Genomic DNA, 19,029 nt, shown 5'->3' with positions numbered 1-19,029 from the left:
GGACCGGGTGGCGGGATCGGGACGATCGGTTCGAGCCCTCGACGAGGTGGACCGGCGGATCCTCGACGAGCTGGTCCGGGACGGGCGCACGTCGGTGCGCACCCTGGCCGAACGGATCCACATCTCCCGTACCAACGCGTACGCGCGGGTGGAGCGGTTGCTGCGCGACGGGGTGATCACCGGGTTCCACGCCCAGGTGGCGCCCGAGGCGGCCGGGTTGGGCACCTCGGCGTACATGGCGTTGACGATCGAGCAGAACACCTGGCGGGAGGTGTCGGCCGAGCTGGCCCGGGTGCGCTACGTCGAGCACGTGGCGTTGCTCAGCGGCGAGCACGACGTGCTTGCCCTGGTCCGGGCGCCGGACAACGCCGCCCTGCGGGATGTGGTGTTGGACCGGGTGCAGCGCATCGCCGGGGTGTTGTCGACACGGTCCTGGCTCGTCTTCGAGGAGTTCGGCGGAACGCAGAGCCCGTGGCAATAGAGGCCATAACACGAATTCATTAGCACGATGATGAAATAGGCGAATTACCGTAGAGCGCCGCTACTATCCGCGACGTGGCTATATCGAATGAGTTGTGGGAGCAGGCCCGGGTCGCCGCCCCGCCACCGACCAGGCCGACGTCGACCAGGCCGACGGCACCCGGTGCGCGGTCCTTCCGCGGGGACATCGAGGGCCTGCGGGCGGTGGCCGTGCTGCTGGTGCTCCTCGGTCACGCCGGCGTGCCGTACCTGCCCGGCGGTTTCGTCGGTGTCGACGTGTTCTTCGTGATCTCCGGCTTCCTCATCACCGGCCTGCTGCTGGAGGAACTCGACCATCGTGGACGGCTGTCGCTCACCGACTTCTACGCCCGCCGAGCGAAGCGCCTGCTGCCGGCCGCCGCCACCGTCCTGCTCGCGACCCTGGTGCTCACCTACTTCTTCCTGCCTCGCGGCCGCTGGTCGTCCACCGCCTGGGACGTCATCGCCAGCGCCTGCTACGCCATGAACTGGCGGATGGCCGCGCAGTCCGCCGACTACGTGGCCGCCAACGACGCCGCGAGCATCGCCCAGCACTTCTGGTCCCTCGCCGTCGAGGAGCAGTTCTACCTGGTGTGGCCCCTGCTGCTGATCGCCCTCGGGTGGTTCGCCCGCCGCCGGGGCCACGGTGGCCGCGGTCTCTACCTGCTCGGGTTGGCGCTGATCGCCCTCCCCTCGTTCGCCTGGGCGCTGTACGTCTCGCCGACCGACCCCTCGGCGTACTACGTCACCACCACCCGGATGTGGGAGTTGGCCCTCGGCGGCGCCGTCGCCGTCACGGCGATCTGGTGGAGCCGGTCACCGCGCCTGGTCGCCGTCCCGCTGGCGTGGGCCGGGCTGATCGCCGTCGGCGCCTCGGCCGCGCTGATCACCACGGAGGCCGGCTTCCCCGGCTACGTCGCGCTCGGCCCCACCCTCGGCACGGCCACGGTGATCGCGTTCGGGCCGGCCGCCGGTCGCGCCGGGCCCGCTCTCCTGCTGGGCCGGCAGCCGCTGCGCTATGTCGGCGGGATCTCCTACTCGCTGTACCTGTGGCACTGGCCGGTGCTGATCGCCGCGCAGGCGCACTTCGGTGACCTCGGTGTCGGCCCCGCGCTCGCCGTCGTGGCCGCCTCGGCGGTCCCCGCCGCGCTCACGTACCACTTCGTCGAGAACCCGGTCCGCCGGTCGCCCACCCTCGCCGACCGGCCCGCCGCCGCCCTGCGCATCGGTGCCGTCTGCACCGGCGCGGCCGCGCTCGCCGGCCTGACCTTCCAACTGGCCATTCCGACAACGACGGGTACGACACCCCCGTCGGTCATCATGGGCCAGGTGCCCGGAGGCTCCCCACAGGCGACGCCACCGGCCGCGCCCGGCGCCGCCGCGCTCGGCACATCCCCCCGCACCAGCCGGGCCGGGGTGCCCGTCGACAAGGTCGCGTCTATCACCCCCGAGCCGGCGCGCGCGGCCCGGGACGCACCGCTGTTGCAGGCGACGAAGAGTTGCCACGTGTCGCTGGAGTCCGCCACGCCGGAAGTCTGTGTCTACGGGAAGATGAACTCGGCGACCACGATCGCGCTCGCCGGCGACTCCCACGCCGACCAGTGGGTCCCTGCCATGCGGCTGGCGGCGGAGACCAACGGCTGGCGCCTCGCCACCTACACCAAGGGCGGCTGCCCGTTCCTGACGGCGGAGATCTCCCTGAACGACAGGCCCTACTCGGCCTGCACGGAGTGGAACAGGAAGGTGCGGGAGACATTGGTCGGCGCGGGCCGCCCCGACCTGCTGGTCGTGACCCACGCCGAGTACCCGGTCCACGGCGAGCCGGCCACGAAGTGGCGGTCGGCGCTGGTCCGGGAGCTGCGCAAGACGTGGAGCGGCATGATCGCGGAGAAGGTGCCGGTGGTGGTCCTGCGGGACACGCCGCTGCACCTGAAGGACGTCGCCGAGTGCGTGTCGAAGAACCCGAACCGCCTGACGAAGTGCGCCGACAGCCGCGACGAGGTCCTGGGCCGCGGGGGCGGTCCGGCCCAGGAAGAAGCGGCCGACGGGTTGTCCGGCGCCCACCTGATCGACCTGAACGACTGGATCTGCCCCGCGGACCGATGCGCCCCCGTCATCGGAGGGGTGCTCGTCTGGCGCGACGCGCACCACCTGAGCGCCACGTACTCGACGACGCTCGCACCCCAGGTGGGCGCCGCGCTCAAACCCGTGCTCGCCGAGCTGTGACCCGCCGGGCTGGCGGACCTCACCGTTCGGGTGGGGCCTCCAGCCCGTCCCGGTCGGCCAACGCCAACAGCGGCTCCAACGAGTGCCGGTCGCCGTCCAGCCCGGCGTGCGGGTCGCCGCGCTCGGCGAAGCGGGCCGGCATGCTGAGCACGTCGAAGTCCTCCGGACGGGCGTCGTCCAGCTCCGCCCACTCCAGCGGCGCCGACACCAGCGCCTGCGGGGTCGGCCGGATCGAGTACGCCGACGTCACCGTGTGGTCGCGGGCCATCTGGTTGTAGTCGATGAAGACCGGCCGGTCGCGTTGGTCGCGCCACCAGGTGGTGGTGACCAGCTCCGGGAGCCGGCGCTGCATCTCCCGGCCCAGGGCGAGCACCGCCCGGCGACACTCACCGAAGCTCCACCGCGGCTCGATCGACAGGTAGACGTGCAGGCCCCGCCCGCCGGTGGTCTTCGGGTAGCCGGTCATCCCCAGCTCGGCGAGGAACGCGTTGACCTCGCGGGCCACCGGCACCACCTGGTCGAAACCGACGCCGGGCATCGGGTCGAGGTCGATGCGCAGCTGGTCGGGTCGCTCCACGTCGGCGGCGGTGACCGGCCAGGGGTGAAACCGCAGGGTGCCCAGGTTGGCCGCCCAGATCACCACGGCCAACTCGCTGGGCGCGACCTCGTCGGCGGTCCGGCCACTGGGGAAGGTGATGTGCGCGGTACGCACCCAGTCGGGCGCGCCCGCCGGCAGCCGCTTCTGGTAGAACGCGTCGCCCCGGTTGGTCTGCCGGGTGGCGATCGTCGCGCCCTCGAAGACGCCACGCGGCCAGCGCTCCAGCATCGTCGGCCGGTCCCGCAGGGCGCGCAGGATCCCCTCACCCACCGACAGGAAGTAGCGGACCACGTCCAGCTTGGTCAGCCCACGCTCCGGGAAGTACGGCTTGTCGGGGCTGGAGACGCGGACCAGCCGCTCCCCCACCTGAATCTCCTCCGCCACCGTGGCCACGCCCCCGAGCGTACGGCTCGGGGGCGGGCCGGCGGGTTAGCGGCCGGGAACCAGTGTGGCGGGTTGCTGTGGCAACTCCTGGGTCGGGCCGCCGACCTGCGCCGGCGGCTCCTCGGCCACCGCGGTCTGCTGCTCGACCGGCACCCGCTGCGACGACCGGCGGGCCACGAAGCCCGGCGTCCAGTCCTTCAACCGCAGCGCGGGACGCTCGACCAACTTCCAGGACAGGAACGCGGCGGCGAACGCGACCGCCACCGACATCGCCGCGAACGGCACGTAACCCCAGCGGCTCCAGCCGAGGCTCGTCATCACCTGTTGGAGGACGAACCCGTAGATGTAGATGCCGTACGAGTAGTCGTTCTTGCGGCCCACCCAGTGCAGTTGGCGGGGCATCCGCACCGACAGCCAGACCAGCAGGTACGCGAACGCGGGCAGCCCGATGACGAAGAAGCCACCGAAGAGCAGGGACAATCCGAGCGCCACCGCCGAACCGATGCCCAGCGCGTCGTTGATCGGCACCCGCTCGCGGTAGAGGTCCAGGGTCGCCCCGGCGGCGAAGAGGAAGCCCAGGTAGACGATGTAGTGGAAGGTCATGGTGCCGACCAGCGGCGACACGAAGCTCCAGCTCGCCGTCGACACCGGGCCGCTGATCCGTCCGGAGCTGACCCAGTCCTGCAGGATGCTCAGGTAGAGCGCGACGGTCAGGAACAGCACGAACCGCCGGGCGTTCCGCAGCACCGCCGTCACCGCCAGCACGCCCACCATGACGTAGCAGAACATCTCGTACTTCAGCGACCACAGCGCGCCGTTGAAGACGCTGTAGTTGACCTTCTCGCCCCACGGGGTGGTGTCCGTGAACAGGTCCCGGACGCCGTACTGACGGACGCCGGTCCACCAGTTGGCCTGCAGGTAGGCCAGCGGGCCGCCCCGGTCCCAGGGGTTGTCGAAGAACCCGGCGATGGTGCCGTGCTCGCGCAACGCGACGAGCGGGGCGATCACCAGCGCGCTGACCAGCAGGCAGACCCAGAGACCGGGGAAGATCCGCAGGGCCCGGTGCCAGGCGTAACGGAAGATGCCGGTACGCCGGGCGCTGCGGGTGATCAGCAGGCCGGACAGCACGAAGAAGCCGTACACGGCCATGGTGCCGACGTTCGTCTGCCGACCGGTCAGGTAGTAGCCCAGGTCGTTGGCGCCGAAGCCGAGCGGCTTGGAGTGTGACAACACGACGCCGACGGCGAGGCAGAGCCGGATCAGCCCGATGCCGTTGCTCCGGCCGGAGAGCAGGTCGGCGAGGGTGCCCCGGGACCGGATGAGAGCGGGGGTGGTCATGCGCTCAGGAACCTCTCGGCATCAGGCGGGCACATCGGCGCCGGCGTGCTCCCACAGCTGCTTCATCTCGGTGTGCAGGTCGTCGCTCGGCGACCAGCCGAGCACCTCGGCGGCCAACCCGATGTCCAGCCGCTGCCAACTGGTCTCGGCGGGACCGGTCTGCTCGGCCTCGACGAGGTCGGTCGGCACCTCACTGACCTCGATGAGGAGCCGGACCATATCACGCGCGCTGGCCGCCACACCCCGACCAATGTTGATCACACGACCGGCCGCGTCGGGACGGGTCGCGGCCAACTGCACGGCGGCGACCACGTCACCGAGACCGATGAAGTCACGCCGGGAGCCGAGCGGAGCCAGCTCCAACCGGGCTCGCTCACCGGCCCGCTGGGCGTCGCGGAGCCGGCCCGCGACCACCCCGAGCAGGCTGTGGCCGGGCTGGCCGGGGCCGATGACGTTGCCGACCCGCAGCGTGACGCCCTCGATCAGACCCTGCCGGTCCGCCGCGGTGACCGCCTCGGTGCAGCGCACCTTGAACTCGCCGTACGGCATCACGGGCGCGGGGGTCAGCCGCTCGGGCATCGACGTGTCGACCGGGACCAGCCCGTACTCGTGCACGCTGCCCATCTGGAGCACCCGGACCCGCCCCGGCAGTCGGCCCGCGGCCGCCAGGAGCCGCTCGACCAGGGTGACGTTCACCGCGAGCATCTGCGCCTCGCTCAGGCCCCACATCCCACCCGCCGCGTTGATCACCACGTCCGGGGCGAGGTCACGCAGCACCGCGGTGATCTCGTCGACGTCGGCGGCGGCGAGGTCCAGTGCGCGGACCTGGACACCCGGGCCGATCGTCTTCGGGGTACGCGCCACGGCGACCACGGTGTGCCCCTGGTCGGCCAGGGCGCGGCAGATCGGGCGGCCGAGGAATCCGGTGCCGCCGAGCACCACCACCCGGACGGGCGGTTCGGCGTGCTCCGCCGGACGTCGTGGTCGGACGGTCATGGCGCTCCTCTGGCTCTCGTCGGTCATCGGCCCGGCCCGAACGCGTGCCGGGACAGACTGCGTACGCCGGACATCTTGCCGGAGAGGACCGCCGTCGGCAGCAGGGTGATGGCGTGCAGTCGGGACGAGGTGTAGCTGCGGGCCGCCCGAGCCGCCCGCGGCCAGCCCTGCTCGTCCATCCGCCGGGCGACGTCGAGGAAGAACGCCCGCGCCTCGGTGAACCGGGAGCCGTTGACCGCGTCGGCGGCGGACTTGCTGACCGCGTGCCGCCGGTACTGGAAGCAGAGGGTGTTGTCGATCGCCATCTGCTCACCACGCTGGATCAGGTCGATCACCAGGGCCAGGTCCTGGATGACCTGGAACTCCTCGCGGAAGCCGACGGCCTTGATCGCGTCCGTGCGCCAGCACATCGACGGAAAGTAGAACCAGCAGCCCCGTAGCAGGCTGGCTGCCAGGTCCTCGCCGCCCATCAGCTCGCGGGAGTCGATCCGCGGGGCGTAGATCCGCCGCTTCGCCTCGTCGACGATGGTGTTGACCACCGTGCCGTTGGCGTCGATGATCTCGACCCCCGGCTGGATCATGCCGACGCCCGGGTACTGCTCGGTCACCGATCGCACGGTGGCCACGTAGTTGGGGTGCATGATGTCGTCCGTGCCCATCATCACCAGGTACTCGTGCTCGGCGAGGCCGACGCACTTGCGGTAGTTGGCGGTGATCCCGAGATTGTGCTCGTTGCGCTGGTAACGGACCCGCTCGTCGTCGATGCCCGCGAACCACTCGGGCACACCCGGCTCGGTGCCGTCGTCGACCACGGTGAGGCGCCAACCAGGGTCACTCTGCGCCATCACGCTGCGCACCGCCGCCTGCATGAGGGGCACGCTTCCGTAGTACGGCAGCATAATGTCGACAATCATTGGGTCGGTAGGCCTCACTGTGCGTGGTGGAAATGCGCGACGGGCGCGGCCACATTATCAGGCCCACCCCCACGATCGGCCAGCGCCGAACCGGGCGGCGCGCCCACCCCGAGCGCACCGAGTCACCGCCCGACGCCCGACTTCGCGGGCGCTATCATCGTCGCGCCCCGTAACCCGCCCCCGATCGGACGCCGATGTCGAACCGCGCCGTCGCCATGGACGCGCAGCCCGCGCAGACCGACGGGAAGAATCCGCCCCGGCCCGCCGAGCCGGACCGCCAGCCGGTCCCCCTCGCCCGCCGGCTGGCACTCAGCGTCTGGTTCTGGCCGACCGCGTTCGCCGCGCTCGTCGTCGGGTGGCGGATCGGCAGCCCGGAGATGTGGCACGACGAGTTGGTCACCATCGACGTGGCGACGCGCTCCACCGGACAGATCCGGGCCATGCTGGCGAACGTCGACGCCGTGCACGGGGCCTACTACCTGTTCATGCACGCCTGGACGACGCTGTTCGGCACGAGTCCCGTCGCGGTACGTCTGCCGTCGGCGCTGGCCATGACCCTGGCCACCGCCTGTGTGGCGTTGGTGGGGCGCCGGCTCTTCGATCACGCGACCGGTGTCGCGGCCGGCTTCGTCTTCGCCCTGGTGCCCACGGTCACCCGGTTCGGGCAGGAGACCCGTTCGTACGCCTTCGTCGTCCTGGCCTCGGCGGCGGCCACCCTGTTCCTGCTCCGCGCGCTGGAGCGGCCCCGGTGGCAGCGCTGGGTGGCGTACGCGCTCGCGGTGGCCGGCATCGGCCTGGTCAACGTGGTGGCGCTGACCCTCCTGCTCGGGCACGGCACGGTCGTGCTGATCCACACCTGGCGGCAGCGCCACCGGTGGCCGCTGGTCTGGTTCCCCCTCGCCGCCGTCGCCGGGGTGGCGATCGCCGCGCCGGCGATCCTGCGGGGCATGACACAGGCGGGCCGGCAGATCAGCTGGATCCCGGACCTCTCACCCTGGACGGTCTGGGAGCAGGCGTACGGCTCGACGCTGCTCGCCGCCGCGGTGACCGCGCTGGCCACGGTGGGTCTGCTGACCCACCTGCGCGGCGACGCCCTGCATCGGGCGGTGAGCGTGACGCTTGTGGCCGTGCTGCCGGTGCCGGTGATCCTGCTGGCCTCGACCGGCGAGATCAACTACTTCTTCTCCAAGTATCTGCTGTTCCTGCTGCCGGCCTGGGCGGTGCTGGCCGGCGCCGGCATCACCGCGCTGCGCTGGACCCCGCTGATGGCGGCGGGGCTCGTGGTCGTCGCCGCGCTGTCCATGCCCGGTCAGCTCGCGCTGCGCGGCGAGTACTCGCACGGCTGGTACACCTACCCGCGGACACGCGCCTTCGACCCCCTGTCCTACTCCCAGGCGGCCAAGGTCATCGAGGCCGGCTACGAGCCCGGGGACGGCCTCGTCGTGGGCGGTGTCTGGTGGTGGATGACCGAACCCGGGGTGCGGTACTACCTCCCGGAGGACATCTCCCCGCGCAACGTGTTCCGGCAACGGACGGCGGCCCAGCGCAACGAGCTGTACGGCACGGACTGCGCCGAACCGGCGGGCTGTCTGCGTGACGAGCCACGGCTCTGGTTGGTGTCGCCGACGGTCACCGACGCACCGTTCAACGGACTGTCGAGGGAGCGGGCCGACCTGCTCGGCAAGCGCTACCAACTGGCCCGGATGACCCACGTGACCGGGCTGACCGTCTCCCTCCTGCAGCGGCGCGGCTGACCCGCCGCGATTACCGCCGCCGGCACCCGGGTAGGGGGTCGGCATGGCGGAACTGGCGACCCTCTGGATCATCCGACACGGTGAGAGCACCGCGAACGTGGCGGCGACCCACGCCGAGGCGTCCGGCGAGGAGCTGATCGGGCTCAGTCACCGCGACGCCGACGTGCCGCTCTCCCCCACCGGTGCGGAGCAGGCCCGTGCCACCGGCCGCTGGTTGGCCGAGCTGCCGCCGGAGCGCCGGCCGGACGTGGCGGTGGTCTCGCCGTACCTGCGGGCGGTGTCCACCGCGGAGCTGGCGCTGCGCGGCACCGGCGTGCCGGTGAGCCGCGACGAGCGGCTGCGCGACCGGGAGCTGGGCATTCTCGACGGCCTGACCGGGCGCGGGGTGCGTCGGCGTCACCCGGACGAGGCCGAGCGCCGGGAGCGGCTCGGCAAGTTCTACTACCGGCCGCCCGGCGGGGAGTCCTGGACCGACGTGGCGCTGCGACTGCGCACGCTCCTCGGCGACCTGCGCCGGGACCACGAGGGCCAACGGGTCCTGCTCTTCGGCCACGACGCGCTTGTCTTCCTGCTGCGTTATCTGGTGGAGGGGCTGACCGAGGAGGAACTGATGGCGCTGACCCGCCAACACGTGATCGCGAACTGCTCGATCACCGACTGGTCCGCCGACGCCCAGGGCCGGCTGACGCTTGGCGGGTTCAACGAGGTCGGTCACCTGCACCGGCAGGGCGCCGAGCCAACCAGGGAGGACGAGATCCATGCCGAACCGGTCTGACGTTCAGGTGATCACACCGGGGCTGCTGCGGGAATGGGCGCTGCCGGTGCCGGTCGGCGGCAAGGAGAGCCGGGGCACCGTGCTGGTGGTCGGCGGCTCCCGTTTCACCCCCGGTGCGGTGCTGCTCGCCGGGGTGGCCGCGCTGCGCGCCGGCGCCGGGGTGCTCCAACTGGCCGCCGCCGAGTCCACCGCGGCCACGCTGAGCATCCAGGTGCCCGAGGCGCTCGTGGTCGGGCTGCCGGAGACCTCCGACGGCGCGGTCGCCGCGGACCGGGACGGCCAGCTCGGCGAGCTGGTCGCGCAGGCCGACGTGGTGGCCCTCGGTCCCGGACTGAAGGCGATCGACGAAACCAACCGCCTGCTGAGCCTGGTCCTGGACGCGGCCCGACCGCGCACGTCACTGGTGCTCGACGCGTACGCCCTCGGCGCGCTCAGCCATGCGCCGGACCTGCTGGTCGGCTCGGGCCGGCCCGTGGTGCTCACCCCGAACGTCACCGAGGCCGGGCACCTGCTCGGCCGGGAACCGGGCGACGACCTGGACGCCGAGGCGGCCGAGCTGGCCGCCCGTTACGAGGCGGTCGTCTCGCTCTACGGGCACGTGGCCGCCCCGGACGGGCGGGGTTGGCGGGAGGAGAGCGGCGACGCCGGGCTGGGCACCTCCGGCAGCGGGGACGTGCTCGCCGGGTTGCTGGCGGGGTTGTTGTCCCGGGGCGCCGACCCGGCGCAGGCCGCCTGCTGGGGCTCGTTCGCGCACGCGGTGAGCGGGCAGCGGCTGATCCCCCGGTACGGCCGCATCGGCTTCCTCGCCCGGGAGTTGCTCGACGAGATCCCCGGAACGCTGTCGATGGTCTGATCAGCCGCGAGGGGCCCGGCGTGCTGCCGGGCCCCTCGTCGTGCGTCACCTCACGAGGACCGGGGTCAGCTACCGGAACCCGGCTCGGCCATGTGCCGATGCTGCTCGGACTTGAGCTTGTCGGGGATGATCTTGCCCGCGGCGGTCTGCACCTTGTTCATCAGCGACCCCGCGGTGATCGTCTGATCGCCCTTCATCAGCGCCTCGAAGCCCTGCGCGGCGACCTTCGCCGGGTCGTCCTTGGAGCCGGAGCCGACCCGGGTGTCCTCCATGTCGGCCCGGTCGAAGAACTCCGTGTCGGTCGGCCCGGGCATCAGCGCGGTCACCGTGACGCCGGTGTCCTTCAGCTCGTTGCGCAGCGCCTCGGCGAAGGACTGCACGAACGACTTCGACGCGTTGTAGACCGCCTGGAACGGCCCCGGCATGGTGGAGGCGATCGACGAGGTGAACAGCACCCGACCCGCGCCCCGCTCCACCATGCCGGGCAACAGCCGCTTGGCCAGGTGCACGGTCGAGCGCACGTTGAGGTCGACGATCTCCAACTCGTCGCGCAGGTCGGTACCGCCGACGAAGGCGCCGCCGGCGCCCCGGCCGGCGTTGAGCGCCAGGGCGGCCACCGGACGCCCGGTGGCGGCGATCGCCGAGGCCAACTCCTCCACGCCCTGCTCCCGGGCGAGGTCGACGCGGACGGGCTGGACCTGGGGGCCGCCGTCGCGGCGCAGCTTCTCGGCCGCCGAGGAGATGCCGTCGTCCTCGGCGGCCACGACCAGGTCGAACCCGTGCTCGGCGAACTGCACGGCCAGCTCGTACCCGATTCCGCTGGACGCTCCGGTCACCACGGCGAGCGGTCGGTCGGTGGACGGTGTGGTCATGATGGGTGACTCCTCTCGGGCGGGTGGCGGTCGTACCGGCAGTGGTAACCGCTCCCTTCCGTGTGCCCCGACGTCGGCCGCTCAACCCTGCCGACGCGTGGCGTACGGAGGTCGCCCGGGACGGCCCCGGCCGGCCCGGTAGGATCGGCGCGGGCCGTTACTGGCGCGTGGGGATGGACAACCATCGGGGAGCGGCCCCGTCACGAGGACGTTTGCCGAGCGCCTGGGCCTTCCCGCACGTCTGTTGGAGGTCGCATGTCGCACAACGCCGAGTCCACCGCATTCCGGAGCGCCCTTGAGGTGATCCGGGCTGTCGAGCCGCGGGTGGCCGACGCCATCGGCGCCGAGCTGACCGACCAGCGGGAGTCGCTCAAGCTCATCGCCAGCGAGAACTACGCCTCCCCGGCGACGCTGCTGGCCATGGGCAACTGGTTCAGCGACAAGTACGCCGAGGGCACCGTCGGCCGCCGCTTCTACGCCGGCTGCCAGAACGTCGACACCGTCGAGGCGCTCGCCGCCGAGCACGCCCGGGAGCTGTTCGGCGCCGCGCACGCGTACGTGCAGCCGCACTCGGGCATCGACGCCAACCTGGTCGCCTTCTGGGCGGTGCTGGCCGACCGGGTGGAGTCCCCCGCGCTGAAGAAGGCGCAGGTCCGCCACGTCAACGACCTCACCGAGGCCGACTGGTTCACGCTGCGCCGCGAGCTGGGCAACCAGCGGATGCTCGGCATGTCGCTGGACGCCGGCGGCCACCTCACCCACGGCTTTCGGCCGAACATCTCCGGCAAGATGTTCGACCAGCGCAGCTACGGCACCGACCCGACGACCGGCCTGATCGACTACGACCGGGTCGCCGAGGCGGCCCGCGAGTTCAAGCCGCTGATCCTGGTCGGCGGCTACTCGGCGTACCCCCGGAAGGTGAACTTCCGGATCCTGCGGGAGATCGCCGACTCGGTCGGCGCCACCTTCATGGTCGACATGGCGCACTTCGCCGGCCTGGTGGCCGGCAAGGTGTTCACCGGCGACTTCGACCCGGTGCCGCACGCGCACATCGTCACGACCACCACGCACAAGTCGCTGCGCGGTCCGCGCGGCGGCATGGTGCTCTGCCAGCCGGAGCTGGCCGACCAGGTGGACCGCGGCTGCCCGATGGTGCTCGGTGGTCCCCTGCCGCACGTGATGGCCGCCAAGGCCGTCGCCCTCGCGGAGGCTCGCCGCCCCGACTTCGCCGACTACGCCCAGCGCATCGTGGACAACGCGCAGGCGCTCGCCGAGGGGCTGCTGCGCCGGGGCGCGAAGCTGGTCACCGGTGGCACCGACAACCACCTGGTGCTGATCGACGTGTCCGGCTACGGGCTCACCGGTCGGCAGGCCGAGCAGGCGCTGCTCGACTCGGGCATCGTCACCAACCGCAACTCGGTCCCGCAGGACCCGAACGGGGCCTGGTACACGTCCGGCATCCGGATCGGCACCCCGGCGCTGACCACCCGGGGCCTGGGCACCGCCGAGATGGACCAGACCGCGGATCTGATCCACACCGTGCTGACCCAGACCACGGCCGGCGCCAACGCCGACGGCACCCCGTCCAAGGCGAAGTACGTGCTCGACGCCGACCTGGCCGACAAGATCGCCCGGCAGGCGACCGACCTGCTGGCCCCCCACCCCCTCTACCCGGGCATCAACCTGGCCTAAGGGTCAGACCACGTCGGCTTAGGCCACGTCGATCATGGAGTTGTGGTGCCCGGAACGGGACGGTAGGCGGCTTTCGTCCCCCACCACAACTCCATGATCGACGAGAACCGGCTTGCGGCGTCACTCCAGGGGGCGCTTCAGGTGGTAGCGGTGGACCTCGGTGCTGCCCTGGACGTTGTTCACGTCCTCGGCCGCGGAAACCAGCTCCCACCCCTCCCGACCGGCACGGTTGAGGTGCGCGATGGCGGTGTCACCGAAGGCGGTGATGTCCTTGCGGGACCCGTCCGGGGCGTACCAGACGAACGAGACGTGGAAATTGCGGCCCTGTCCCTGATAACGGCGAACGAGCAGGGCGTACTCCCAGGCAATCATGCGGACATTATGACCGTCCACCCAGGACCGGCCCACGCCGGCCGTCGCGCATTGCCATCCGGTGAACGCGGTGCGTCAACCCGCGGGTGGTCGCCCCGCGATCGGCCCGGCCCGGCGATCACCTCCGACGACCGTCGCGGCCCCCACCCGGGGAGATCGTGCGTGCGGGAACGTCAGACCAGCGCGGGTGTCTGCGCGTGGATGTGGAAACGCAGCGAACGGGCGTCGGTGAAGCACTCCCGCATCGGGCGTACCAGGTCCCGATGCTCGGGGCTGCGCTCCCAGGCCTCGAAGTCGGCCAGGGTCACCCACTCACTGGTGATCAACCACTGCTCCGGGTCGGTCGACGAGCGGCACACCTGGTCGACCAGGTGTCCCGGCACCCCGTCGGCGACCAGGTGCCGCACCTCCTCGTAGGCGGCGAGGAACTCGTCGGTGCGTGGCACCGGGACCCGCACCAGGAACACGACCCGCGCCCGCTGTCCACTCATGGCGTCTCTCCCCTCATCGGCACGGCCCCGCGCAGGACCAGCGCACTGTTGAACCCGTCGAAGCCCCGCGCGCAGACCAGCGCGAGTCGGCTGCGCGGCTGGCGGTGCTCGCGCAGGAAGTCCAGTTCGCACCCCTCGGCGACCTCCTCCGGGCCGGCCGACGCGGGCAGCGTGTCGTGCGCGAAGGCGAGCAGCGCGGTGGCCACGTCCAACGCCGAGCCACCCTGGTACGCCCGCCCGGTCAGCGGCTTCTGCGTCGTCACCGGGACCGGCCGCTCGGCGAACACGGCGCGCAACGCCTCGGCCTCGCTGCGGTCGTAGCGGGGCACGCCGAGGGCGTCGGGCAGCACGACGTCGATACCGGCCGCGGCGACGCCGGCCCGGTCCAGGGCCAGCCGCATCGCCCGCGCGTACTGGGTCGGGTCGCCGGCGCTGTCCGCGGTGGTGTGCGCGGCGTCGTGGGTGGAGCCCCAGCCGCTCACCTCGCCGTAGACGCGGGCGCCCCGGGCGAGGGCGTGCCCCAACTCCTCCACCACGAACACCGCGCCTCCCTCGGCCGGCAGGTAGCCGCTGGCCGAGGCGTCGAACGGCCGGTACGCCCGCTGCGGATCGGAGACGTCACTGAGCAGCCCGGACCGCAGTTGGCACGCCAACGCGTACGGGCTCAGCGGGCACTCGGTGGCCCCGGCGATCACCACCGGGGTGCCCCGGCGTACCGCGCGGGCGGCGTGCGCGAGGCTGTCCAGCCCGCCGGCGGCCTCCGCGACCAGCACCCCGCTCGGTCCCTTGAACTGGTGGTGGATGGACAGTTGCCCGACGCTCGCCGCGTAGAACCAGGCGATCGACTGGTACGCCCCGACCGTGCGCGACGATCCGCCCCACAGCCGTTGCAACTCCCGCTGGCCGAACAGGTTGCCCCCGGACGAGCTGGCCAGGGTCACCGCGTAGCCGTACGGGTCGGGGGCCCGCTCGGGCAGGCCGGCGTCGGCCAACGCCAACCCGGTCGCGGCGAAGCCGAGGTGCGTCCACCTGTCGGTCTGCACCACCTGCCGGCTGTCCGCGTACGAGTCGGCGGTGAAGCCGGGCACCTCCCCGCCGAATCGCGTCGGATAGCCGGCCGGGTCGAACAGGGTGATCGGTCCGGTCCGGCGGGTGCCGGTCAGCACCGTTCGCCAGTGCGCGTCCACGCCGATGCCACTCGGTGCGACCACGCCGATGCCGGTCACCACCGCCCGCGCGGCGCTCACGCCGCCACCGGGCCGAACGGCGCTCACGCCGCCACCGGGCCGGCCGACCGGCGGAACACCATGGCCGACTGGAAGCCGCCGAATCCACTGCCCACCGACAGGGCCACGTCCACCGGGACCTCCCGCGCCTCGTTCGGTACGTAGTCCAGGTCGCACTCCGGGTCCCGGGTGCTCCAGTTGGCCGTCGGTGGCACCACGCCGAACTCGATCGCGAGGGCGCACGCCGCCATCTCGATCGACCCGATCGCGCCGAGCGAGTGCCCGACCATGGACTTGATCGAACTGATCGGCACCCGGTACGCGGCCTGGCCCAACGCCCGTTTGAACGCGGCCGTCTCGTGCCTGTCGTTCTGCTTGGTACCCGAGCCGTGGGCGCTGATGTAGGACACCTGCTCGGGCAGGATCCGCCCCTGTTTCAACGCGTCGGTCACGGCGAGGCTCATCTCCAGGCCGTCCGGACGCAGCCCGGTCATGTGGTAACCGTTGCTGCGGCTGGCGTAGCCGGCCACCTCGCAGTAGATGTGCGCGCCCCGCCGGCGGGCGTGCCCGAGCTCCTCCAACACCAGCACCGCCCCGCCCTCGGCCAGCACGAACCCGTGCCGGTCGGCGTCGAACGGGCGGGAGGCGTGCGCCGGGTCGTCGTTGTCCGGGCTGGTCGCCTTGATCGCGTCGAACGAGGCGACGGTGACCGGCGAGATCGGCGAGTCCGCCGCGCCGGCCAGCATCACGTCCGCCTCACCGTCCACGATGAGCTGGTGGGCGTAGCCGATGGCGTCGATGCCGGAGGTGCAGCCGGTGGACACCACCTGCGCCGGGCCGTGCAGCCCGTGCCGGCAGGCCACGTCGGCGGCGAGGCTGCTGGGCACCAGCGCCTGGTAGAGGTACGGGCCACCGCGCGTGGCATCGACCAGCCAGCGCTGACCGTGCTCGCTGACGGTGACGTACTCCTGTTCCAGCGCCATCGTGCCGCCCACGGCGGTGCCGAGCACCACCCCGGCCCGGTCCCGCTCGGCGTCGGTGAGCACCAGTCCGGCGTCGGCGACGGCCTCGACGGAGCAGGCCAGCGCGAACTGCACGTACCTGTCGGCCCGGCGTTGTTCGGCCTCGGTGAGCCCCGCGGCGGTCGCGTCGAAGTCGCATTCCGCGGCGATCTGCGACCGGAACGCCGACGGGTCGAAGAAGCTGATCCGCCGGGTGGCGGTCCGCCCCTCGGTGATGGTCTTCCAGAACCGGTCCCGGCTGGCGCCGCCGGGCGCGACCACCCCGATCCCGGTCACCACCGTGCGGCGTCCGCTCACGACGTCACCTCGGTTCGCGACTGCGGGGCTCGCAAGCCCGGCGCGCTCCTCGCGCTCACCCACGCCACCTCGGTTCGCGACTGCGGGGCTCGCAAACCCGGCTCACTCCTCGCGCTCACGACCCACCGCGCTGTTCGGCCAACTCGGTGTCGACGTGACCCAGCTCCGGGCGGGGGGCGAGCGGACCCAGGTGGAAGACCACCTCGGCCGGTTCGACGCCGGTGTTGCGGAGTCGGTGCCGCACGTTCACGGGCACGAACAGGGCCTCACCGGCGGCCAGCAGCGTCGGCTGGTCGTCCAGGTCGACGGTGATCGCGCCGCGCACCACGTACAGGAACTCCTCGCTGTACGGGTGGTAGTGCTCGGCGATCCGCTCCCCCGGCGCGAGGGCGGCGACCCCGAGGAAGCCCGAGGTGCTGCCGACCGTGCGGGGGCCGAGCAACACGCGCAGCTCACCGCCGCGTCGCCGGTCGGCGGGTACGTCCCCGGCGGCGATCGGCCGGGTGCTCAGGTCACTCATCGTCGGCCTCCGTCGGCTCGGTGCTGGTCAGGGGGGCGTCCTGGTCGGCGCGCTGCCGGGCGATCCGTTCCACCCGATCCTTGATCACCGTGAGTTGGATGACGCTGTTGGTGTTGATCCGCTCGGTCATCGCGGCGTTGTCCAGCGGCGCGGTCGGCTTCATCGCGAAGTCCTGCGTCCAGGTCATCCGGGTGCCGCCGGCCTCCTCGGTGTAGCGCCAGTGGATCCGCATGTACTCGAACGGCCCGGTCTCCACCCGGTACGCCCGCACCTGCCTGCTCACCGGGTCGGAGGTGCGCTCGCTGACCCAGCTCCAGGACACCCCGTTCTCGTCGGGGTACATGGTGAGCCGAAACCGCACGGTGTGGCCCTCGCGGTGCAGGATGTCCACCACGGCGTACTCGGTGAACAGTTCGGTCCAGTTCGCCACGTCGTTGGTGACCTCCCAGACCAGCGCCAGCGGCGCGTCGATGACCACGCTGTTCTCGGTGTGCCCGGGTGGGTCGACGCGGCGGGCGACCAGGTCGGCCACCGCCGGGATGCTCAGCTCCCCGGCCTGCTCGGGGATGCTCACCTGCCACCGGTCGGCGACGACCGCGGAGAGTTCCAGCAGTGCGAGGGAGTCCATCCCCAGCTCTTCCAGCGACGCGGCGGGCGCCCGGGCCGCCGCGTCGGGGTCCAGCCCGCAGTGCGCCACCAGGATGTCGGTGATCTCGGCGGTCATCGGGCGACCATGGGTGACGGTCATCGGGTCCTCCTGAGGGTCGTGTCGGGTTCCGCGGCGGGCGCGGGGCGCGGAGCGGGGGTGGCCGTCGACCGCCGCGCGGCCGCCGCGTCGGGCGCGGCGAGCAGACGGTCGACCAGGCCGGTCGTGTAGCGGCCCTTGCGGAATGCGGCGTCGTCGAGCACGCGCCGGACGAACGGGATGGTGGTGTGGACGCCCGGCCCGGCGATGTCGAACTCGTCCAGGGCCCGTTCCAGCCGGTTGAGGGCCAGCTCCCGGTCCGGCGCCCAGACGATCACCTTGGCCAGGAGCGAGTCGTACCAGGGGCCGACGAGGTAGCCGGCGCTGGCGTGGGTGTCCACCCGGGTGAACGGGCCGCCGGGTGGGGTGAACCGTTCCAGCCGGCCGGGGGTTGGTGCGAAGTCCCGGTCGGGGTCCTCGGTGTTGACCCGGCACTCCACCGCGACGCCGTGCAGGCGGATCTCCTCCTGTCGCCAGCGCAGCGGCACCCCGGCGGCGATGTGCAGTTGCTCGTGCACCAGGTCGATCCCGGTGACCATCTCGGTGACCGGATGCTCCACCTGGATCCGGCAGTTGATCTCCAGGAAGTGGAACTTCTCCTCGGCGTCGACAAGGAACTCCAGGGTTCCGGCACCGACGAAGCCGACAGCCAACGCGCCCCGAAGGGCGGCCTCGGCGATGGTGTCGAGAACGGCGGCGGACAGCGCCGGGGCGGGCGCCTCCTCGACCAGCTTCTGGTGCCGGCGCTGCACCGAGCAGTCCCGGGTGCCCAGGTGCACCCCGTTGCCGTGGGAGTCGCAGAGCACCTGCACCTCGACGTGTCGCGCCTCGGTGAGGTAGCGCTCGACGTACACCCGGTCGTCGCCGAAGGCGGCCTGGGCGGCGGCCCGGGTGCGGGCGTACGCCCGGCGCAGCTCGCCCGGCGTCCGTACGACGGTCATGCCGCGACCGCCTCCGCCGGCGGCGGCCTTCACGATCACCGGGTAGCCGACTGCCGCGGCGACCTCCGCCGCCGCGGCGGCGGTGGGCACCGGTGCGACGCTGCCCGGCGACAGTGGCAGGCCGGCACGGCTCAGCAGTGCCCGCGCCGAGGACTTGTCGGCCAGCGCGGCCATCACCGCCGGTGGTGGGCCGATGAAGGTCAACCCGTTGTCCACGCAGATCTCGGCGAAGTCGGCGTCCTCGGAGAGGAAGCCGTAACCGGGGTGCACGGCCTGCGCGCCCACCTGCCGGGCGGCCTCCACGATCGCGGCCGCGTTCAGGTAGCTGCGCCGACTCGACGCGGGCCCGATCCGGACCGCCTGGTCGGCGAGGCGGACCACCGGCGAGTCGGCGTCCGCCGCGGAGTAGACGACTGCGGTTCGCACACCCAGCTCCTTGCAGGCGCGCAGCACCCGCAGGGCGATCTCGCCCCGATTGGCGATCAGCACTGTCTCGAACATGGTCAACCACCCTG

General features: G+C 72.0%; 18 protein-coding genes and 1 riboswitch. Of the genes, 6 read left to right on the top strand and 12 right to left on the bottom strand.

What is annotated here, in order from left to right:
* Positions 1 to 7: 7 nt before the first annotated feature.
* Together AB0O48_RS23030 and AB0O48_RS23025 are read left to right on the top strand one after the other, a co-directional pair.
* Entirely contained in the window at positions 8 to 481 is a 474-nt protein-coding gene (locus tag AB0O48_RS23030) for an Lrp/AsnC family transcriptional regulator (protein WP_357249639.1), read from the top strand.
* Positions 482 to 555: 74 nt separating this feature from the next.
* Positions 556 to 2,724, top strand: coding sequence for an acyltransferase family protein (locus AB0O48_RS23025; RefSeq protein WP_357248895.1), 2,169 nt, complete (start codon positions 556 to 558; stop codon positions 2,722 to 2,724).
* A 19-nt stretch (positions 2,725 to 2,743) separates the two neighbouring features.
* On the opposite strand, the gene AB0O48_RS23020 is transcribed toward AB0O48_RS23025, so the two are convergent.
* From AB0O48_RS23020 to AB0O48_RS23005, 4 genes are read right to left on the bottom strand one after another with little or no spacing between them, the layout of a single operon-like run.
* Positions 2,744 to 3,715 (bottom strand): DNA primase small subunit domain-containing protein, encoded by a 972-nt coding sequence (locus tag AB0O48_RS23020; protein WP_357248892.1) that lies wholly within the window; start codon positions 3,713 to 3,715, stop codon positions 2,744 to 2,746.
* A gap of 36 nt (positions 3,716 to 3,751) precedes the next feature.
* Positions 3,752 to 5,044, bottom strand: coding sequence for an acyltransferase (locus AB0O48_RS23015; RefSeq protein ID WP_357248890.1), 1,293 nt, complete (start codon positions 5,042 to 5,044; stop codon positions 3,752 to 3,754).
* 21 nt (positions 5,045 to 5,065) lie between these two features.
* Positions 5,066 to 6,040: an NAD(P)-dependent oxidoreductase gene (locus AB0O48_RS23010; RefSeq protein ID WP_357248887.1), complete on the bottom strand. Its 975-nt coding sequence runs from the start codon at positions 6,038 to 6,040 to the stop codon at positions 5,066 to 5,068.
* 23 nt (positions 6,041 to 6,063) lie between these two features.
* A complete protein-coding gene (locus AB0O48_RS23005) occupies positions 6,064 to 6,939 on the bottom strand; it encodes a glycosyltransferase (protein ID WP_365068319.1) in 876 nt (291 codons plus the stop codon).
* A 209-nt stretch (positions 6,940 to 7,148) separates the two neighbouring features.
* Here AB0O48_RS23005 and AB0O48_RS23000 point away from each other — a divergent pair, with 209 nt between their 5' ends.
* From AB0O48_RS23000 to AB0O48_RS22990, 3 genes are read left to right on the top strand one after another with little or no spacing between them, the layout of a single operon-like run.
* Complete coding sequence (locus AB0O48_RS23000; RefSeq protein ID WP_357248881.1) at positions 7,149 to 8,708, top strand: glycosyltransferase family 39 protein; 1,560 nt, start codon at positions 7,149 to 7,151, stop codon at positions 8,706 to 8,708.
* A 43-nt stretch (positions 8,709 to 8,751) separates the two neighbouring features.
* Positions 8,752 to 9,483, top strand: a complete 732-nt coding sequence (locus AB0O48_RS22995) for a histidine phosphatase family protein (RefSeq protein WP_357248878.1) — start codon at positions 8,752 to 8,754, stop codon at positions 9,481 to 9,483.
* Complete coding sequence (locus tag AB0O48_RS22990; RefSeq protein WP_357248875.1) at positions 9,467 to 10,336, top strand: NAD(P)H-hydrate dehydratase; 870 nt, start codon at positions 9,467 to 9,469, stop codon at positions 10,334 to 10,336. The genes AB0O48_RS22995 and AB0O48_RS22990 overlap by 17 nt, the downstream gene beginning before the upstream one ends.
* Positions 10,337 to 10,401: 65 nt before the next feature.
* Here AB0O48_RS22990 and AB0O48_RS22985 read toward each other — a convergent pair whose 3' ends face one another.
* Positions 10,402 to 11,208 (bottom strand): SDR family NAD(P)-dependent oxidoreductase, encoded by an 807-nt coding sequence (locus AB0O48_RS22985; RefSeq protein ID WP_357248872.1) that lies wholly within the window; start codon positions 11,206 to 11,208, stop codon positions 10,402 to 10,404.
* A 146-nt stretch (positions 11,209 to 11,354) separates the two neighbouring features.
* Positions 11,355 to 11,444, top strand: a riboswitch (ZMP/ZTP riboswitch).
* Positions 11,445 to 11,463: 19 nt separating this feature from the next.
* On the opposite strand from AB0O48_RS22985, the gene AB0O48_RS22980 reads away from it, so the two are divergent.
* A complete protein-coding gene (locus AB0O48_RS22980) occupies positions 11,464 to 12,900 on the top strand; it encodes a glycine hydroxymethyltransferase (protein WP_357248869.1) in 1,437 nt (478 codons plus the stop codon).
* A 120-nt stretch (positions 12,901 to 13,020) separates the two neighbouring features.
* Here AB0O48_RS22980 and AB0O48_RS22975 read toward each other — a convergent pair whose 3' ends face one another.
* From AB0O48_RS22975 to AB0O48_RS22945, 7 genes are all read right to left on the bottom strand, one after another.
* Positions 13,021 to 13,272, bottom strand: a complete 252-nt coding sequence (locus AB0O48_RS22975) for a hypothetical protein (protein ID WP_357248866.1) — start codon at positions 13,270 to 13,272, stop codon at positions 13,021 to 13,023.
* A gap of 173 nt (positions 13,273 to 13,445) precedes the next feature.
* Positions 13,446 to 13,763 (bottom strand): antibiotic biosynthesis monooxygenase family protein, encoded by a 318-nt coding sequence (locus AB0O48_RS22970; protein WP_357248863.1) that lies wholly within the window; start codon positions 13,761 to 13,763, stop codon positions 13,446 to 13,448.
* A complete protein-coding gene (locus AB0O48_RS22965; RefSeq protein WP_365068317.1) occupies positions 13,760 to 15,010 on the bottom strand; it encodes a beta-ketoacyl synthase N-terminal-like domain-containing protein in 1,251 nt (416 codons plus the stop codon). Before AB0O48_RS22965 ends, AB0O48_RS22970 begins: the two co-directional genes overlap by 4 nt.
* A gap of 23 nt (positions 15,011 to 15,033) precedes the next feature.
* Positions 15,034 to 16,308 (bottom strand): beta-ketoacyl-[acyl-carrier-protein] synthase family protein, encoded by a 1,275-nt coding sequence (locus tag AB0O48_RS22960; RefSeq protein ID WP_357248860.1) that lies wholly within the window; start codon positions 16,306 to 16,308, stop codon positions 15,034 to 15,036.
* 115 nt (positions 16,309 to 16,423) lie between these two features.
* Positions 16,424 to 16,828 carry a cupin domain-containing protein gene (locus tag AB0O48_RS22955; RefSeq protein WP_272611493.1) on the bottom strand — a complete coding sequence of 135 codons (405 nt, stop codon included), beginning with the start codon at positions 16,826 to 16,828 and terminating at the stop codon, positions 16,424 to 16,426.
* Positions 16,821 to 17,576 carry an SRPBCC family protein gene (locus AB0O48_RS22950; RefSeq protein WP_365068221.1) on the bottom strand — a complete coding sequence of 252 codons (756 nt, stop codon included), beginning with the start codon at positions 17,574 to 17,576 and terminating at the stop codon, positions 16,821 to 16,823. The genes AB0O48_RS22955 and AB0O48_RS22950 overlap by 8 nt, the downstream gene beginning before the upstream one ends.
* Complete coding sequence (locus tag AB0O48_RS22945) at positions 17,573 to 19,015, bottom strand: acetyl-CoA carboxylase biotin carboxylase subunit (protein WP_357248854.1); 1,443 nt, start codon at positions 19,013 to 19,015, stop codon at positions 17,573 to 17,575. Before AB0O48_RS22945 ends, AB0O48_RS22950 begins: the two co-directional genes overlap by 4 nt.
* Between the last annotated feature and the right edge of the window lie 14 nt (positions 19,016 to 19,029).

The sequence above is a fragment of the Micromonospora sp. NPDC085948 genome (assembly GCF_040686315.1).
Classification (GTDB): Bacteria; Actinomycetota; Actinomycetes; order Mycobacteriales; family Micromonosporaceae; genus Micromonospora.
Note: the sequence above shows the minus strand (reverse complement) of the source record. Positions and strands in the feature narration are given on the sequence as shown.

Coding starts and splice junctions, on each gene's coding strand:
- AB0O48_RS23015 (WP_357248890.1), bottom strand. CDS start 5,044: ATGACCACCCCCGCTCTCATCCGGTCCCGGGGCACCCTCGCCGACCTG.
- AB0O48_RS23010 (WP_357248887.1), bottom strand. CDS start 6,040: ATGACCGTCCGACCACGACGTCCGGCGGAGCACGCCGAACCGCCCGTC.
- AB0O48_RS23005 (WP_365068319.1), bottom strand. CDS start 6,939: ATGCTGCCGTACTACGGAAGCGTGCCCCTCATGCAGGCGGCGGTGCGC.
- AB0O48_RS23000 (WP_357248881.1), top strand. CDS start 7,149: ATGTCGAACCGCGCCGTCGCCATGGACGCGCAGCCCGCGCAGACCGAC.
- AB0O48_RS22995 (WP_357248878.1), top strand. CDS start 8,752: ATGGCGGAACTGGCGACCCTCTGGATCATCCGACACGGTGAGAGCACC.
- AB0O48_RS22990 (WP_357248875.1), top strand. CDS start 9,467: ATGCCGAACCGGTCTGACGTTCAGGTGATCACACCGGGGCTGCTGCGG.
- AB0O48_RS22985 (WP_357248872.1), bottom strand. CDS start 11,208: ATGACCACACCGTCCACCGACCGACCGCTCGCCGTGGTGACCGGAGCG.
- AB0O48_RS22980 (WP_357248869.1), top strand. CDS start 11,464: ATGTCGCACAACGCCGAGTCCACCGCATTCCGGAGCGCCCTTGAGGTG.
- AB0O48_RS22975 (WP_357248866.1), bottom strand. CDS start 13,272: ATGATTGCCTGGGAGTACGCCCTGCTCGTTCGCCGTTATCAGGGACAG.
- AB0O48_RS22970 (WP_357248863.1), bottom strand. CDS start 13,763: ATGAGTGGACAGCGGGCGCGGGTCGTGTTCCTGGTGCGGGTCCCGGTG.
- AB0O48_RS22955 (WP_272611493.1), bottom strand. CDS start 16,828: ATGAGTGACCTGAGCACCCGGCCGATCGCCGCCGGGGACGTACCCGCC.
- AB0O48_RS22950 (WP_365068221.1), bottom strand. CDS start 17,576: ATGACCGTCACCCATGGTCGCCCGATGACCGCCGAGATCACCGACATC.
- AB0O48_RS22945 (WP_357248854.1), bottom strand. CDS start 19,015: ATGTTCGAGACAGTGCTGATCGCCAATCGGGGCGAGATCGCCCTGCGG.